Below are 15,199 nucleotides of genomic sequence, written 5' to 3'. Positions count from 1 at the left end.
TATGAAAAAAATTCTCATTGTTGAAGATGAAAAATCACTTGCCACAGTTATTTCAGATTCTTTGAAAAGCGAAGGCTTTGAAACTATTATAACCCATAGAGGTGATGAAGCAATTGATTATTTCTACAAAGAAAAACCTGATCTTGTATTATTAGATATAAACCTTCCGGGAATGAATGGTTGGGAGATTTGTAAAAAATTAAAATTGCTGTCTCAAATACCCATAATTATGGTAACTGCTAGAGATAACGAATTTGATGAAATTAAGGGGCTTGAATTAGGTGCTGATGACTATATAACAAAGCCATTTACTCCTAAACTTCTGATTATTAAAATAAAAAAATTATTTAAACTCGATAGTGATACATTTTTTAAAATTGGAGATATCACTTTTGATTTCAATACTTTTGAACTTCAGACTCCCGAAGAAAGTTATGTTCTCCCTCGAAGAGAAGCTCAACTTTTAGAATTCTTTTTAAGAAATCAAAATATTATTTTTTCTCGTGAGACCTTACTTAATGAAGTTTGGGGATTTGAATTTTTCGGTGATGAAAGAGCAGTAGATACTATAATTAAGCGATTAAGAAAAAAACTTGGGAGTTATGACAGTTATATTAAAAGTGTACGAGGAGTTGGTTATGTCTTTAAATCCGATTAATTTACCACTAAAACTAAACTTCTTTAAAAAACTATTCCTATTGACAATAGGGATAGTTTTTTTAACAATTATTACCAGTTTTATCTTTAATTCTTTTTTCTTAGACAAATTCTATATCTACAGAAAAAAACAAAATATTACCGAAATTAGAAACACTATTGTTAAATTAATTGATGAAAAGGATAAGCTTAAAAACTATATCCATTTTGCAGAGGATAATTTTGGTGTCAAAATTGATTTGAATTTTATACAAAATAATCGCTCACACATGAATAATAGAAAAATTTATAACTCTTTAAAAGTCAATGAATCCACATTTAGGATAGGTGAGGTTGATGGAACATCTGGGGTAATGTTTATTCGTTACTATGAAAAATTAAGCAATGGATATATGTTAAGTATCCGAAGCTCTATGGCTGTTATAGCTAAACATATCCACGATATCTTTATTTTCAATATTTTTACTGCCTTTTTCTCTCTATTTGTAAGTGGTATTCTTGTTTCTATTTTTTCCAAAAAAATAAATAGAAATATCATGTATCTGAAGAATAGTGCTAAAAAAATTGCAAAATTGGAATATCCAAGTGATATCAGTCTATCCAGCGGAGATGAACTTGAAGAGTTGGCTCATAGTTTGAATGAGATGTCTAAGGAATTATCTTTTGCCATTGAAAATTTGAAACTTTTTGTTTCCAATGCTTCACATGAGTTAAAAACTCCTATTTCGGTTCTTTGTCTCTATTCCCAAGCATTGGCTAGAGATAATGTTCCAGACGAGCGAAAAAAAGATTACTATAAAACCATGCTTGAAAAATCTTTAGAGATGAGAACTTTAACAGAAAGTTTACTGACTCTTTCTAAAATAAACTCTCCAGACTATAGAATGATAACTCAAGAGATTGAAGTTAAAGATTTAATTATAAATTCACTAGAACAATTTGATTACATTGAATTTGAAAGAAATATTACGGTTCTCACTAAACTTTCCAAACTAAAAATAGAAGCAAACTATAATCTATTGAAAATTGCTATAAATAATTTAGTTCAAAATATGCTGAAATATGCTCCTATAGATTCTGATGTTGAAATAGTTTTAGATAGGGATACAATTATTTTTAAAAATAGTATTATTAAAAGTATCAATAGGAAAAATACAGATTTGTTTGAACCTTTTCAAAGAGGAGAAAATGCTTTAGACGAAAATACTGAAGGAAGTGGACTCGGATTATCTTTAGTTAAAAAAATTTTAGAACTACATAGATTTAAGTATAATCTAGATATCAATGAACACTATTTTATCTTTAAAATTATAATGAAAAAACCCGATTAACAGTTTTAACCGGGTTTTTTTTATTACTATAACATTTTCTCTGCCAATTTAACCTTAGTTAATGCTTGAGTCAATGTTTTTTGAACGTTAGCGATATCCATGTCTTCAGCTATTCGCTCTAGTTTCTCTTTAGCAATTTGAGCTTCTTTTCTTGCAGCTTCCAAGTCTATGTCTTTTACATCCATAGCTTCATCTGCTAAAATTGTTACAATATTATCAGATATTTCTACAAATCCACCTGAAATATAGTAAAATTTTTCTTGTCCATTGTTCCTAACTTTCATCTCTCCAGTTGCCAATCCAGCAACAAAAGGTGCATGATTAGGTAAAATTCCCATATCTCCCTCTGTAGTTCTTAGCATAACAAAATTTACCTCTTCAGATAAAATTCTTGCTAATGGAGTTACTAGGTCTAGCTTAAAAGAGTTTACCATAGTTACTCAGCTCCCTTCATAAGGTCTCTTCCCTTAGCTATTGCCTCCTCAATTGTTCCAACATAAAGGAATGCTTGTTCTGGAAGAGCATCATGCTTACCTTCGATAATCTCTTTGAAAGCTCTTATAGTCTCTTTTACTGGAACATATTTTCCTTCCATTCCTGTAAATTGCTCAGCAACTGCGAATGGTTGTGAGAAGAATCTCTCAATTTTTCTCGCTCTAGAAACTGTTAACTTATCCTCATCAGACAACTCATCCATTCCTAAGATTGCAATTATATCTTGAAGTTCCTTATATCTTTGTAATATCTCTTGAACTTTTCTAGCAACTGTATAGTGCTCATTTCCAACGATTGCTGGGTCTAGCGCTTTTGAAGTTGAATCTAATGGATCCACCGCTGGGTATATTCCTAAAGATGCAATTCTTCTTGAAAGAACTGTTGTAGCATCTAAGTGAGCAAACGTTGTTGCTGGTGCTGGGTCAGTAAGGTCATCTGCTGGTACATAAACAGCTTGAACTGACGTTATTGATCCTGATTTAGTTGATGTAATTCTCTCTTGTAATTTACCCATTTCCGAAGCCAGTGTTGGCTGATATCCAACTGCCGATGGTATTCTTCCAAGTAGGGCAGAAACTTCTGCTCCAGCTTGAGTGAATCTAAATATATTGTCGATAAATAAAAGAACGTCTTGTCCATCTTTATCTCTAAAACTCTCTGCAACTGTTAGTCCAGTAAGAGCAACTCTCAGTCTTGCTCCAGGTGGCTCATTCATTTGTCCATACACCAAAGATGTTTTTTCAATAACTCCTGACTCTCTCATCTCATCATATAGATCTCTTCCTTCTCTTGTTCTCTCTCCAACACCAGCGAATACAGATAATCCTCCGTGTCCTTTAGCAATGTTGTTAATAAGCTCCATTATAAGAACTGTTTTTCCTACTCCAGCTCCTCCAAATAGACCTATTTTTCCACCTTTGATATATGGTGCAAGAAGATCGATTACTTTTATTCCTGTTTCAAATATCTCTACTTCTGTTCCTTGCTCATCAAAGTTTGGTGCTTCTCTATGTATAGGTAAATGCTCATCTGTTACCACTGGACCAGCTTCGTCCACTGGCTCTCCTAAAACATTTAAAATTCTTCCCAAAACAGCTTTTCCTACTGGAACTGTTATTGGTGATCCTGTATCCGTTACTTCTATACCTCTTTGTAACCCTTCAGTAGCATCCATTGCTACTGTTCTTACAACGTTATTCCCTAGATGTTGTTGAACTTCAAGAACTACCTCTTTTCCATTCTCACCTATTACTTTTAAAGCGTTGTAAATCTCAGGCAACTTATCATCGAACTTAACGTCTACAACAGGACCTATTATTTGGGTAAGTGTACCTTTGTTTTCCACTATTGCCTCCTCATTATTCTTAATTTAGTGCCGCTGCTCCACCAACAATCTCTGATATCTCTTGAGTTATTGATGCCTGTCTTCTTCTATTGTACTCTAAAGTTAGTTCCTTTATCATATCCTCAGCGTTATCTGTCGCACTTTTCATCGCATTTTTTCTCGCAGAATGCTCACTTGCAGCATTGTCCAGTAAAGCTGTATATAACTCTATATTTAGATACTTTGGCAGTAGAGATGACAAAATCTCTTCTGGAGAAGGCTCAAATATATAAGCTTTATTCTCTGTTCCTTTTGCTCTTTCTATAGGAATTAATTTACTTACTGTTAAATCACTTGCTAAAGCTGATACAAATTTGTTGTATATTACATATACTTCATCAAAAATATTATTATAATAATATTCTACGATATTCTCACTAATCTCTTTTGCTTTGTCAAACATAGTTTCTGGGATTAATTGTATATACTCAGCTTTTACATCATAATTTCTTTTAGCACAGTATTCTTTAGCTTTCTTTCCAACTGCAATTACAGAGACCTGTTTTCCACTATTTTCAGCAATTAGTCTATCCAGTGCTTTTAATGTATTACTGTTAAAACTTCCTGCCAGTCCTCTATCAGAACTCATAACAACAACTCCAACTTTTTTTACAACTTCTCTACCGTCAAAAAGTGGGTGTCTTTCACTCTTTACTCCAGCTGCAATATTTTGTAATATTTTAGCTATACTTTCTGAATACGGTTTTGATTGAGCTACTATTGATGAGAACTTTTTAAATTTAGTAGTGGAAACAATTTCCATGGCCTTTGTAATTTGGTGAGTAGACTGAACACTTTTTATTCTATTTTTTATCTCTCTAGTTCCAGCCATGTGCCCACCTCTCTCTAATTAAAATTCTTTTTGAACGCTATTATTGCTTCCCTCATTTTAGCTTCAAGCTCTTTATCTAAGCTTTTCTTTTCTGCAATTTCATCTAAAATAGTTGTTGTATTTCTCAACTGAGTAAGTAAATCTTTTTCGAATCTTCTTACATCTGCAATAGCAATATCATCTAAAAATCCATTGATTACAGTAAAGAATGATACCACTTGCTCTTCAACTGGATAAGGATTGTATTGTGGTTGTTTTAATACTTCCATAATTCTATGTCCTCTTTCAAGTTGAGCCTTTGTAGCTTTATCTAAATCTGATCCAAATTGTGCAAATGTTAGTAACTCAGTATATTGAGCTAACTCTAACTTAACTTTAGCAGCAACTTGTTTCATAGCTTTAATCTGTGCAGCTCCTCCAACTCTTGATACAGATATTCCAGCGTTTATTGCTGGTCTAAATCCAGAGTTAAATAGTTGAGCATCAAGGAATATCTGTCCATCTGTTATTGAGATAACGTTTGTAGGAATATACGCCGATACGTCTCCCTCTTGAGTTTCTATTATCGGTAGAGCAGTTATTGATCCCCCACCTAATTCATCAGATAATTTTGCAGCTCTTTCAAGCAATCTTGAGTGAAGATAGAATACGTCTCCTGGATAAGCTTCTCTTCCAGGTGGTCTTTTTAATAACAAAGACATCTCTCTATACGCCACCGCATGTTTTGAAAGATCATCATATACTATTAAAACTGCCTCTCCTTTATCCATAAAGTACTCACCCATAGCTACTCCTGAATATGGTGCTAAGTATTGTAAAGGTGCTGGTTCAGATGCCGTTGCCGCAACAACTATAGTATATTCCATAGCTCCTGCATCTTCTAATCTTTTAACAATCTGTGCAACAGTTGATCTTTTTTGCCCAATCGCAACATAGATACATTTTACTCCTGTATTTTTTTGATTTAAAATTGCATCAATAGCAACTGCTGTTTTACCAGTTTGTCTATCTCCTATAATAAGCTCTCTTTGCCCTCTACCGATAGGCACCATTCCGTCTATTGACTTAATTCCTGTCTGTAAAGGTTCAAATACTGGTTTTCTTGAGATAATACCTGAAGCTTTTCTTTCTATCTCCATGTATTTTTCACATTTTATTTCACCTTTTCCATCAATTGGCTCTCCTAGAGCATTAACTACTCTTCCTAATAAAGACTCTCCAGCTGGAACTGAGGCAATTCTTCCTGTAGCCTTAACCTCGTCTCCCTCTTTAATCTTTGTATAGTCTCCTAGTATAACTGCTCCTACATTATCCTCTTCTAGGTTTAGAACCATTCCTGTTATTCCGTGAGGAAACTCTAAAAGCTCTCCCGCTTTCGCACTGCTCAATCCGTAGATTCTAGCGATACCGTCTCCTACTTCTAATACAGAACCTGAAGTTTTGACATCAAGACTCTTTTTGTAGTTCTCGATCTCAGTTTTGATTATATTACTTACTTCTTCTGGTCTGATTTTCAACTGATTACACCTCCTAATTTTACAAGTAGTTTTTTATTTTTGTGTTAGAGTTTCTAATTGTCTACGGATACTTCCGTCTATTACCTCATCACCTATTTTGATAATTCCTCCACCTATTAGAGATTTATCTACATTAACTACTAGCTTTATCTTTTTACCTGTTTTATTCTCAAGTTTTTTAGAAAGTTTCTCTTTTTGCTCATCACTTAAAGCAACTGCAAATGTAGCTTCAACATCTAAAATTTGATTTTTTGCATAATCTAATTTAACATATTCAGCTACAATCTCTCTAATATCCGAAATTCTTCCTTTTTCTAAAATATAAAAAAGAATTTCCAGTCCGTCATTAGAATCTGAGAACATTTTTTTTAAAACTTCTTTTTTTTCACTCTCTTTAATTAGAGGATGAGTTATAAAATTTTTGAAATCAACATCTGTTTTATAAAGTTCCATTACAGCGTTTAATACATTGTATACTGATTTAACTTCATTTTTTTGCATAGCAACTTCATATATCGCTTTTGCATATCTTTTACCTATTTGGTTTCCTATCATTTTACTCCCCCTACCTCATCTATAAATTTGTCAGCTAGGGCAGCTTCTAAATCAGAGTTAAAGTTCTCTTTTATTATCTTCTCAGCTAATGTTACTGCTAACTGGTTCATTTCAACCTCTAGCTCTTTTTTAGCTGCACTTTTCATCTTTTGAATCTCTAGCTCTGCTGATTTAAGCATCTTATCTCTTTGAACAGTCGCTTCCGAGATAATAATCTCTTTTCTTTCGTCAGCTTTCTTTTCTGCTAATTGAACTATTTTTGTAGCTTCATCTTTAGCGTCTTTTAGTATTTTTTGAGCTTCTTTATTTTTTAATGCAGAGTCCTCATTGTTCTTTTGAGCTTCTGAGAATTCAGCTGCAATCTTCTCTTTTCTTGTATCCATTAACTTCATTAATGGAGCCTTAAAGTATTTATTAAATATAAACACTAAAATGAAGAAGTTTATTATTTGCCAAAACATGTTGATATCTATCGATACTGCAGGCATATTTGTTGGTGCCAAGTCTTCTACCTCCTTCCTAAAAGTATTTGATGTATTTTAAAGAAATTATCCTAACATTCCTACAAATGGGTTAGCATATAGTAAGATTAATGCAATTACTAATGAATAGATACCTGTTGACTCTGATACCGCTTGTCCAAGTACCATTGTAGAAATAATATCTCCCTTAGCCTCTGGTTGTCTAGCTACTGCTTCAACTGCCTTACCAGCTGCATATCCTTGTCCAACTCCTGGTCCTATACCTGCGATCATTCCACATCCTGCTCCTATTGCTGATGCTGCTAATACTATAGTTTTTGCTAACATTAAATCCATAATTATTTACCTCCTAGTTATTTTAAAATTTAATCTTGCTAGTTTTTATTTATCATTGGGACATTCTGCATCCCCTAATGAACCCTGAATATATACCATACTTAGCATTAAAAATACAAAACTTTGTACTACTCCACTAAATATATCAAAATAAAGATGTAATGGTGCTGGAATAACCATTGGTGCTGCCTTGTAAATAAGTCCCATTATTACCATTCCTGCAAACATATTTCCAAACAAACGTATAGAAATATTTGTTGGTTTTGCTAGTTCTCCTACTATATTGATAGGTAGCATAAATGGCATAGGTTCTAATAATCCTTTAAAATATCCTAGTATACCATTTAATTTTATGCTAGTTCCTAAAAATGTAAATGTAGTTAACATAGCCAGTCCAACTGTCGTATTAAGATCAGCTGTTGGTGCTCTAAATGCGGGTCCTATAACAAACATTCCATCTTCAAAACTTCCCCAAGGAATTGGTGCAAACATCAGTAAGTTACATCCTAGTATAAATAAAAACAGTGTCGCTAGATATGAAAAATACTTTGTTGTCCATCCTCCCAACATTTGATGAATAATCCCATGTAAAAACTCATAAACTGATTCAGCTGCAACTTGTGCTCTTCCCGGAATCATCTCTAATTTTTTTGTTCCCATTTTAAATAAAAGTGTCAACACTAATATTACAAACCACGTACTAATTACAGTAATTGTAACTGGCAATCCGAATTTCCCATCAGCGTACTCCATAGAAAACGGAATCTGGTGTAAGAAATGCGGTAGTGGTACATAAAACATTATTGCAGGCCCTTCTACCAATGGGGGGGTAATAAACTCTATTGGTCCTATTCTCATAAGTTTCGCCTCCTTTCAATAGTTTATTTTAAATACTTAGATTTAAACTTTTTTATATTGTTAAATAAAGTTATAGCCAAAATATTGATTTTAATATTCAATAATCCTATAACTCCACTAACCAACATTGGAAAACCATAAAATTTTGTAGCCAGTGCTAGGAATATCCCGTATAAAAAATATCTTTTCAAATATCCTATTACTCCAACTTTAAATGGAGAGTTCGAAGCTAAACTTGCTTTTGCATCAAGACATATCATATAAAAGCCAACTACTGATAAAATCGCTCCTGAAAACATACCAATATAGACATATTTATTTCTTGATAATATTCCATATACTAAAATTACAAAAGCAGTTATAATTCCACGTTTTATTATTTTTTTTAACTCATCCATATATCACTCAACCTTATTTTTTCATTATTAGTTTATAAGCGTTATAAAATGCACTAAATACACCGATTATAACGAAACAAATAAATAATGGTGTGCTTTTTAAAAAATATTTTTCTATCAATTTGTAAATGAAAATAAAAGCCCCTATATTTCCGACTATTACAAATCCTAAGAACCCTAGCAGTGAAAAATAATGCATAAAATCTTTATTAAAAAACATCTTAATTTTCACTTCCTTAAGATATAAACTCATTTTTTTACCATGTAAAAAAATCTTTCCCCCGCTATTCTATCATTTTTACCAATACTTAACAAGTTTAAATTATTTTTTTCAATAATTTTTCTAATTTCGAACTCTTCAAATATTCTCTTCTCGTATAGTTCTTTCAATTTCTCATAATGTCCTGCTCTATTTTTAATAAAATAGACTGCTTCAATAATATCTAATTCTTTCTCTCTAAAATGTTCCCAAATAATAGTCATATCTTTTCTATCATCATAATATAGTCCACCTGGAAACATCTTATCCATAAATTCTCGATTTATAACATCAAAAATATAAACACCACCAGGATTTAGATTATCATAAATTGACTTCATTAACTCATCTAAGTCTTTTAGTGAAGTTAAATGATTCACTGTATCGAAAAGTGACAGTATTATATCATATGTTTCACCTGTATTAAACTCTCTCATATCACCTAAATATAATTTTACGTTTTTATTTTTTAATTTTTTATTGGCTATTGTCAACATATCTGCAGACAAATCTAGTCCAGAACAATCAAAATCATCTTTTAATCTAAGTAGAGTTTCTCCAGTTCCACACCCTAAATCAAGTAATTTTTTACCCTCAACTCCCGATTCTTTTATTTTACTTTTTATTAAGTCACTCCATTCATTGTAATCACAATGCTTCATAAACTTATCATAAACTTTCGAAAAATTCTTATAATACATTTTCCTCTCCTAGATCAACTCTTTTTCAACAACTCCAGCAATCTTTTTAGCTACTCTATCAACTACTGCACTCTCTTTACCTTCAACCATTACTCTCACTATTGGCTCCGTTCCAGATGTTCTTACTAATACTCTTCCCAATCCTGCCATCTCTAACTCTTTTTCCTCTATAAACTTAACTATCGCTTCATTTTTGTTCCAAAGATTTTTCTTGCTGTTATCCACTTTCACATTTATTAGAAGTTGAGGCCAATCTACAATCTCTTTGACTAGTTCATCTAAAGCTTTTCCTGAGTCTCTTATTGCTTCCACCAATTTAACAGATGTCAACACCCCATCTCCTGTAGTTCCAAAATCTGAAAGTATTATATGCCCAGATTGCTCTCCACCAATATTTACACCTAGCTCTTTCATTTTTTCAAGAACATATCTATCTCCAACATTAGCTCTAATCAATTTGATACCTTTATCTGATAAATAACTTTCAAATCCCATATTACTCATTACAGTTGTTACAACTTCATTATTTTTTAGCTTTCCTTTATTTTTCATTCCTAAAGCTAGCACCGCAATAATTTTATCTCCATCAACTATATTTCCGTGTTTATCCACAGCAATTAATCTATCCGCATCTCCATCAAAGGCTAAACCTAAATCCGCTTCATATCCCATAACAACTTTAGACAATATCTCCGGGTGTGTTGATCCACACTTTACATTTATATTCTTACCATTTGGGGCATCATTTATTACAACTATCTCTGCACCTAGAGCTAAAAATACTTCTTTTGCCACTCTATAAGCTGAACCATTAGCTGCATCTAAAATAATCTTCATCCCTGAAAAATCACCATTCACTGTTGAAATTACATGATCTCTATATAAATAATACTCATCCTCTGCATAAGTAAATCTTCCAACTTCATCTCCTGCAATAGGATTTTTTGTAATCTCCTCCACATTATCCATTAACTCTTCTATTTCTAACTCCACTTCATCTGGTAATTTATATCCATCTTCCCAAAAGATTTTTATTCCATTATCTTTTGCCGGATTGTGAGAAGCTGATATCATTATTCCAGCTTTTGCTGTACTCTTCTCTGTTAAATACGCCACTCCTGGAGTTGGGATAACTCCAACAAAGTCTATATTTATTCCCATTGAATTCAAACCTGCTGTTAATGCTGATCTCAACATATATCCCGATCTTCTTGTATCAGACCCCATTATTACTCTAATTCTTTTTTTATCTGGATACTGCTTTTTTAATGTATAACCTAATGCATAACCCAATTTTAATGCTAATTCTACGGTTAATTCCTTGTTGGCTTCTCCCCTTATTCCATCTGTTCCAAAATATTTTCTCATTGTAATTTTCTCTCCCTTCTAAGTTGTAGTTTTTCACATATATACCCTGTTATCAGTCCAGAAATACACCCCATAAATAAAAATCCCCAAATAAATATAAAAATTGACTTACTCATGATGCTAATGTTTCTAAAAAGTAAAAAATAAACGACTATAAGTTGTGTTAAATTATGGGCAAAAGCACCTGCTATACAAATAGCTATCAGCGATAGATTCTCTCTATGTCTAAACAATAAAATGGTCAAGAGGGTACTAGCCCCTCCTGAAATCAAACTTATTATAAAGCTTGGTGAAAATAATGTCCCCAACATCATTCCTTGAATGAAAACCCTAAGCAATAAAATTTCTATTGCCATTTTTTCATCAAATTTTTCTAAAGCTACTATTGTTGCAATATTTGCCAATCCTAACTTTATCCAAGGAAACGGTTTTGGAATAAGTGTTTCTATCAGTGATAAATATAGAGCTAATAACACAAGTCCTGTTAAATATCTCCTTCTTTTATCTGTCATACTACACCTTTAAATCAGTGTTCATACCTAGTAATTCTTTATTTTTTTCAAGAATAGGATACACTTCTGATTCCAAGAAATCTACAACCTGTGCCGGAGCAAACCCTATAAAGTTCTTAGGATCTAAAATTTCCATCAATTTTTCTCTATCTATATCAAAAGATACATCATTGATAATTCTTTCAATCAAATCATTTTCTAATCCTTCAACTTTAACCTGCTTCCCTGCTTCCATTGAATGAACTCTTATTAATTCGTGAAGTTCTTGTCTATCTCCACCTTTTTTTACACCTTCCATTATTATGTACTCTGTTGCCATAAATGGAAGTTCCGCCATTATATGTTTTTCTATCATTTTAGGATAAACTACTAATCCTTCCAATATATTTTTCCAAATAATCAATATTGCATCCACTGCTAAAAAAGCTTGAGGTAGTGCTAACCTTTTATTTGCTGAATCATCAAGTGTTCTCTCAAACCACTGAGTCGACGCAGTCATAGCTGTACTTTGTTGTAAAGCTATAACAAACTTTGCCAAAGATGATATTCTTTCACTTCTCATTGGATTTCTTTTATATGCCATTGCTGACGAACCTATTTGATTCTTTTCAAATGGCTCCTCTATCTCTTTCAAATGCTGTAACAGCCTCAAATCATTTGTAAATTTATGTGCCGATTGGGCTATATTACTTAGTAAATTAGATATTTCAGAGTCAATTTTTCTATCATACGTCTGTCCTGTCACCAAAAATCTTTTGTTAAATCCCATCTTTTCTGCAACTTTTTCATCCAACTCTTTTACCTTCTTATAGTCACCATTAAATAATTCTTGAAAAGATGCTTGTGTTCCAGTAGTCCCTTTTACTCCTCTAAACCTTAAAGTATCTTGTCTAAACTCCAACTCCTCCAAATCTAAAATCAAACTTTGCAACCAAAGTGTAGCTCTCTTACCAACCGTTGTTAGCTGTGCAGCTTGAAAATGTGTAAATCCTAGTGTTGGTAAATCTTTATATTCATTAGAAAACTTTGCAAGGCTATCCATTACATTAATTAGTTTCTTTTTTAAAATATTTAAACCTTCTTTTATCTGAATCAAATCTGTATTATCTCCAACATAAGCACTCGTTGCTCCTAAGTGAATTATCGGCATAGCCTTTGGAGCTATTGTCCCAAACGTATGTACATGAGCCATTACATCATGTCTAAACTTCTTTTCCATTTCATCAGCCAGTTCATAATCAATATTATTTATATTAGCTTTCATCTCTGCCAATTGCTCATCTGTAATAGCAAGCCCAAGCTCCTTTTCAGTTTCAGCTAAGGTATACCACAACTTTCTCCAAGTCGAAAATTTGAATTTTGGTGAAAATATTTCTAGCATCTCCTTTGAGCTATATCTTTCTGCTAAAGGATTCGAATAGATTTCTTTGTTCATTATAAGTTTTCCTCCTAAATATATATTAATTTCTTTCTAACGACATTAAAATTGCAGTTTCTCCATTAGAATAGTAGTTTTTTCTCTTTCCTACACCTATAAATCCTATTTTCCTATAGAAAGATATTGCTACATTATTACTCTCTCTAACTTCTAAAAATAAATTTTGTTTATAATTATTTAAATAAAAATTTATTAATTTTTCAGCTATTTTTTTATTCCTAAACTCTTTCCTTACAGCTATCTTCATTATCTCATAAACATCATATGAATCATGTAAAATTAAGTATCCTTTCACATCTTCATCAAAAATTAAAATTTTGTACTCGGTATTCGCTGCCATCTCCTTCAAACTTTCAAATGGATAGTAACTCTCTGCAAATATATCTTTTTCTAAAAAACTAATTGTTCTTAACTTTTCTTTGTCATCTTTATCTAGTACAATAATCATATTCTACTTTAGCAATCCTATTCTATTTAATGGCCAAAATCTCACAAGAGCTTTTCCTTTAATTCTGCTATCTTTTACAAATCCCCACATTCTCGAATCATAACTACCATTTGTATTGTCTCCTAAAGCAAGATAATAATCTTCATCTAAAGTTCTTGTTACTGTCTCCCCTTGCAATAACTTATTTAAAATTTCTTGATCATGTATAAAATCAAGTATCATACCTGTTGGAACTCCATTCACTAAAAATTTTACATCTGGTAATAATTGAGATACGTATGCTCCATTCTCCTTCAAAAGTGTTTGAACTTTTGCTATATCGATATTTTCTTTTTCGAATGCAACATTATAATTTTGTCCCGGTACAATTGTTATCGTATCCCCTTTTTTAGGAACTATCCACTCGTTATAACTTAACTCCCCCAATGGAGTATATTCTCTATCGGATACTTTTTTCCCATCTATGAATAATCTATCATATTTTATCTGAACTTTTTCTCCCGGCAATCCCATCAACCTTTTTGTATATAGAACTTTATCTTCAATAGGTTCTTTAAAAACAATTATATCCTCTCTCTTTGGAGCTTTAAAATTATATATGACCATATTTCCAAAAAGTCTATCTTTAGGTACTATTGTTGGTATCATTGATCCTGTTGGAACTAAAAAGTTTCCTATATAAAATTTTTGAATAATTAAAACTAAAATTAAAGCACTTCCCAAACTTTCAACTAATTTAATAGTTTTTCTCAAAACTTTTTCAGATTTTTTTCCACTTAAATTAAACTTATTAACAAGATAGTTTTCAAATATAGTTCTTTTTTTATCTATTTTAGCAACAATTTTTTTTTCTTTTATAAATATATATATAAAAAATGCTGTTAAAATTACATAAAATATCGTATTCAAAATTATATTTTCTCTGTTCATAAAATCCACTCCTTTAGTCAGTTTGTTTATATTTTAACACAAAAAAAAGAAAAAAGCTAAGGAATTGTTCTTCCTTAGCCTTAGAAATCTTACTTTCTGATCTCTTTGATTCTTGCTTTCTTTCCAGAAAGTTCTCTTAAGTAGTAAAGTTTTGATCTTCTTACTTTTCCAATCTTTAAAACTTCAATCTTATCAATCATAGGTGAGTTTACAGGAATTATTCTCTCCACTCCAACTCCTCCAGTTACTTTTCTAACTGTGAAAGTTTTTGCAATTCCTCCACCATTTACTCTAATTACTACACCCTCGAATAACTGTATTCTTTCTTTGTTACCCTCTACAACTTTGTAGTAAACTCCGATAGTATCTCCAGCTTTGAATTCTGGAATATCGTTTCTTAAGTAATTTTGCTCTACTAATTGAATTAATTTTTCTTTCATTTTAGCCTCCCTGAATATTCATTTAATATTCCATTAAAGCGGAATATTCGTTTTAATAACTATATAAGTGTATCATAAAATATTAACTTTGTCAATTTAGAAGATTAGAATTTAAAGTTAATTTTTTTATCTTTTTTACAAAAAATAAAAAAATGGCGCTTCTTGCTGGGCTCGAACCAGCGACAACACGATTAACAGTCGTGCGCTCTACCAACTGAGCTAAAGAAGCACATTTTTTAAGATTGGCAACTTCCTATC

Annotated in this window: 19 protein-coding genes and 1 tRNA gene; 2 read left to right on the top strand and 18 right to left on the bottom strand. The window is 31.9% G+C overall.

The features are described 5' to 3' along the window. The first annotated feature begins 1 nt into the window (after nucleotide 1). Both ACWI69_RS06710 and ACWI69_RS06705 read left to right on the top strand, forming a co-directional pair. Nucleotides 2–658, top strand: coding sequence for a response regulator transcription factor (locus tag ACWI69_RS06710; RefSeq protein ID WP_448821065.1), 657 nt, complete (start codon nucleotides 2–4; stop codon nucleotides 656–658). Next, nucleotides 603–1,988: a HAMP domain-containing sensor histidine kinase gene (locus ACWI69_RS06705; RefSeq protein ID WP_448821064.1), complete on the top strand. Its 1,386-nt coding sequence runs from the start codon at nucleotides 603–605 to the stop codon at nucleotides 1,986–1,988. Before ACWI69_RS06710 ends, ACWI69_RS06705 begins: the two co-directional genes overlap by 56 nt. 26 nt (nucleotides 1,989–2,014) lie before the next feature. Here ACWI69_RS06705 and ACWI69_RS06700 read toward each other — a convergent pair whose 3' ends face one another. The 18 genes from ACWI69_RS06700 to ACWI69_RS06615 form a co-directional block, all read right to left on the bottom strand. Then, entirely contained in the window at nucleotides 2,015–2,422 is a 408-nt protein-coding gene (locus ACWI69_RS06700; RefSeq protein WP_448821063.1) for a F0F1 ATP synthase subunit epsilon, read from the bottom strand. Between the two features lie 2 nt (nucleotides 2,423–2,424). After that, nucleotides 2,425–3,828 carry a F0F1 ATP synthase subunit beta gene (gene atpD / locus ACWI69_RS06695; RefSeq protein WP_448821062.1) on the bottom strand — a complete coding sequence of 468 codons (1,404 nt, stop codon included), beginning with the start codon at nucleotides 3,826–3,828 and terminating at the stop codon, nucleotides 2,425–2,427. A 19-nt stretch (nucleotides 3,829–3,847) separates the two neighbouring features. Then, entirely contained in the window at nucleotides 3,848–4,699 is an 852-nt protein-coding gene (gene atpG, locus ACWI69_RS06690; protein WP_448821061.1) for an ATP synthase F1 subunit gamma, read from the bottom strand. 14 nt (nucleotides 4,700–4,713) lie between these two features. Then, nucleotides 4,714–6,216, bottom strand: a complete 1,503-nt coding sequence (atpA, locus tag ACWI69_RS06685; RefSeq protein ID WP_448821060.1) for a F0F1 ATP synthase subunit alpha — start codon at nucleotides 6,214–6,216, stop codon at nucleotides 4,714–4,716. Nucleotides 6,217–6,249: 33 nt separating this feature from the next. After that, nucleotides 6,250–6,771 (bottom strand): ATP synthase F1 subunit delta, encoded by a 522-nt coding sequence (atpH, locus tag ACWI69_RS06680; RefSeq protein ID WP_448821059.1) that lies wholly within the window; start codon nucleotides 6,769–6,771, stop codon nucleotides 6,250–6,252. Continuing rightward, nucleotides 6,768–7,274, bottom strand: a complete 507-nt coding sequence (atpF, locus tag ACWI69_RS06675) for a F0F1 ATP synthase subunit B (RefSeq protein ID WP_448821058.1) — start codon at nucleotides 7,272–7,274, stop codon at nucleotides 6,768–6,770. The genes atpH and atpF overlap by 4 nt, the downstream gene beginning before the upstream one ends. A gap of 45 nt (nucleotides 7,275–7,319) precedes the next feature. Then, nucleotides 7,320–7,589, bottom strand: a complete 270-nt coding sequence (atpE, locus tag ACWI69_RS06670; RefSeq protein ID WP_185874994.1) for an ATP synthase F0 subunit C — start codon at nucleotides 7,587–7,589, stop codon at nucleotides 7,320–7,322. Between the two features lie 45 nt (nucleotides 7,590–7,634). Then, nucleotides 7,635–8,447 carry a F0F1 ATP synthase subunit A gene (gene atpB, locus ACWI69_RS06665; RefSeq protein ID WP_448821057.1) on the bottom strand — a complete coding sequence of 271 codons (813 nt, stop codon included), beginning with the start codon at nucleotides 8,445–8,447 and terminating at the stop codon, nucleotides 7,635–7,637. A gap of 23 nt (nucleotides 8,448–8,470) precedes the next feature. Then, nucleotides 8,471–8,845 (bottom strand): ATPase, encoded by a 375-nt coding sequence (locus ACWI69_RS06660; protein ID WP_448821056.1) that lies wholly within the window; start codon nucleotides 8,843–8,845, stop codon nucleotides 8,471–8,473. Nucleotides 8,846–8,858: 13 nt separating this feature from the next. Further along, the gene (locus tag ACWI69_RS06655) at nucleotides 8,859–9,044 is read right to left on the bottom strand and encodes an AtpZ/AtpI family protein (protein ID WP_448821089.1); all 186 of its coding nucleotides are present in this window, start codon (nucleotides 9,042–9,044) and stop codon (nucleotides 8,859–8,861) included. 50 nt (nucleotides 9,045–9,094) lie between these two features. Further along, nucleotides 9,095–9,805: a class I SAM-dependent DNA methyltransferase gene (locus ACWI69_RS06650; RefSeq protein WP_448821055.1), complete on the bottom strand. Its 711-nt coding sequence runs from the start codon at nucleotides 9,803–9,805 to the stop codon at nucleotides 9,095–9,097. A 9-nt stretch (nucleotides 9,806–9,814) separates the two neighbouring features. Beyond that, nucleotides 9,815–11,173, bottom strand: a complete 1,359-nt coding sequence (gene glmM, locus ACWI69_RS06645) for a phosphoglucosamine mutase (RefSeq protein ID WP_448821054.1) — start codon at nucleotides 11,171–11,173, stop codon at nucleotides 9,815–9,817. Further along, nucleotides 11,170–11,685 carry a Gx transporter family protein gene (locus tag ACWI69_RS06640; protein ID WP_448821053.1) on the bottom strand — a complete coding sequence of 172 codons (516 nt, stop codon included), beginning with the start codon at nucleotides 11,683–11,685 and terminating at the stop codon, nucleotides 11,170–11,172. The genes glmM and ACWI69_RS06640 overlap by 4 nt, the downstream gene beginning before the upstream one ends. Before the next feature lies 1 nt (nucleotide 11,686). Beyond that, nucleotides 11,687–13,120, bottom strand: a complete 1,434-nt coding sequence (gene purB, locus ACWI69_RS06635; RefSeq protein WP_448821052.1) for an adenylosuccinate lyase — start codon at nucleotides 13,118–13,120, stop codon at nucleotides 11,687–11,689. 25 nt (nucleotides 13,121–13,145) lie between these two features. Continuing rightward, the gene (locus ACWI69_RS06630; RefSeq protein WP_448821051.1) at nucleotides 13,146–13,571 is read right to left on the bottom strand and encodes a GNAT family N-acetyltransferase; all 426 of its coding nucleotides are present in this window, start codon (nucleotides 13,569–13,571) and stop codon (nucleotides 13,146–13,148) included. A gap of 3 nt (nucleotides 13,572–13,574) precedes the next feature. Next, on the bottom strand, nucleotides 13,575–14,501 hold the full coding sequence (lepB, locus tag ACWI69_RS06625) for a signal peptidase I (protein ID WP_448821050.1): 927 nt from the start codon (nucleotides 14,499–14,501) through the stop codon (nucleotides 13,575–13,577). A gap of 89 nt (nucleotides 14,502–14,590) precedes the next feature. Beyond that, complete coding sequence (rplS, locus tag ACWI69_RS06620; RefSeq protein ID WP_448821049.1) at nucleotides 14,591–14,941, bottom strand: 50S ribosomal protein L19; 351 nt, start codon at nucleotides 14,939–14,941, stop codon at nucleotides 14,591–14,593. 153 nt (nucleotides 14,942–15,094) lie between these two features. After that, a tRNA-Asn gene (locus ACWI69_RS06615) sits at nucleotides 15,095–15,170 on the bottom strand. Nucleotides 15,171–15,199: the final 29 nt, after the last annotated feature.

It is taken from the genome of Cetobacterium sp. (assembly GCF_977044495.1).
This window is presented reverse-complemented; position numbering and strand designations above follow the sequence as displayed.

Bases quoted from the DNA above. Each gene is read 5' to 3' on its own strand.
- rplS (WP_448821049.1), bottom strand. From the start codon at position 14,941: ATGAAAGAAAAATTAATTCAATTAGTAGAGCAAAATTACTTAAGAAAC.
- atpE (WP_185874994.1), bottom strand. From the start codon at position 7,589: ATGGATTTAATGTTAGCAAAAACTATAGTATTAGCAGCATCAGCAATA.
- atpG (WP_448821061.1), bottom strand. From the start codon at position 4,699: ATGGCTGGAACTAGAGAGATAAAAAATAGAATAAAAAGTGTTCAGTCT.
- atpB (WP_448821057.1), bottom strand. From the start codon at position 8,447: ATGAGAATAGGACCAATAGAGTTTATTACCCCCCCATTGGTAGAAGGG.
- glmM (WP_448821054.1), bottom strand. From the start codon at position 11,173: ATGAGAAAATATTTTGGAACAGATGGAATAAGGGGAGAAGCCAACAAG.
- ACWI69_RS06655 (WP_448821089.1), bottom strand. From the start codon at position 9,044: ATGCATTATTTTTCACTGCTAGGGTTCTTAGGATTTGTAATAGTCGGA.
- ACWI69_RS06630 (WP_448821051.1), bottom strand. From the start codon at position 13,571: ATGATTATTGTACTAGATAAAGATGACAAAGAAAAGTTAAGAACAATT.
- ACWI69_RS06660 (WP_448821056.1), bottom strand. From the start codon at position 8,845: ATGGATGAGTTAAAAAAAATAATAAAACGTGGAATTATAACTGCTTTT.
- purB (WP_448821052.1), bottom strand. From the start codon at position 13,120: ATGAACAAAGAAATCTATTCGAATCCTTTAGCAGAAAGATATAGCTCA.
- lepB (WP_448821050.1), bottom strand. From the start codon at position 14,501: ATGAACAGAGAAAATATAATTTTGAATACGATATTTTATGTAATTTTA.
- ACWI69_RS06705 (WP_448821064.1), top strand. From the start codon at position 603: ATGACAGTTATATTAAAAGTGTACGAGGAGTTGGTTATGTCTTTAAAT.
- ACWI69_RS06700 (WP_448821063.1), bottom strand. From the start codon at position 2,422: ATGGTAAACTCTTTTAAGCTAGACCTAGTAACTCCATTAGCAAGAATT.
- ACWI69_RS06650 (WP_448821055.1), bottom strand. From the start codon at position 9,805: ATGTATTATAAGAATTTTTCGAAAGTTTATGATAAGTTTATGAAGCAT.
- ACWI69_RS06710 (WP_448821065.1), top strand. From the start codon at position 2: ATGAAAAAAATTCTCATTGTTGAAGATGAAAAATCACTTGCCACAGTT.
- atpH (WP_448821059.1), bottom strand. From the start codon at position 6,771: ATGATAGGAAACCAAATAGGTAAAAGATATGCAAAAGCGATATATGAA.
- ACWI69_RS06640 (WP_448821053.1), bottom strand. From the start codon at position 11,685: ATGACAGATAAAAGAAGGAGATATTTAACAGGACTTGTGTTATTAGCT.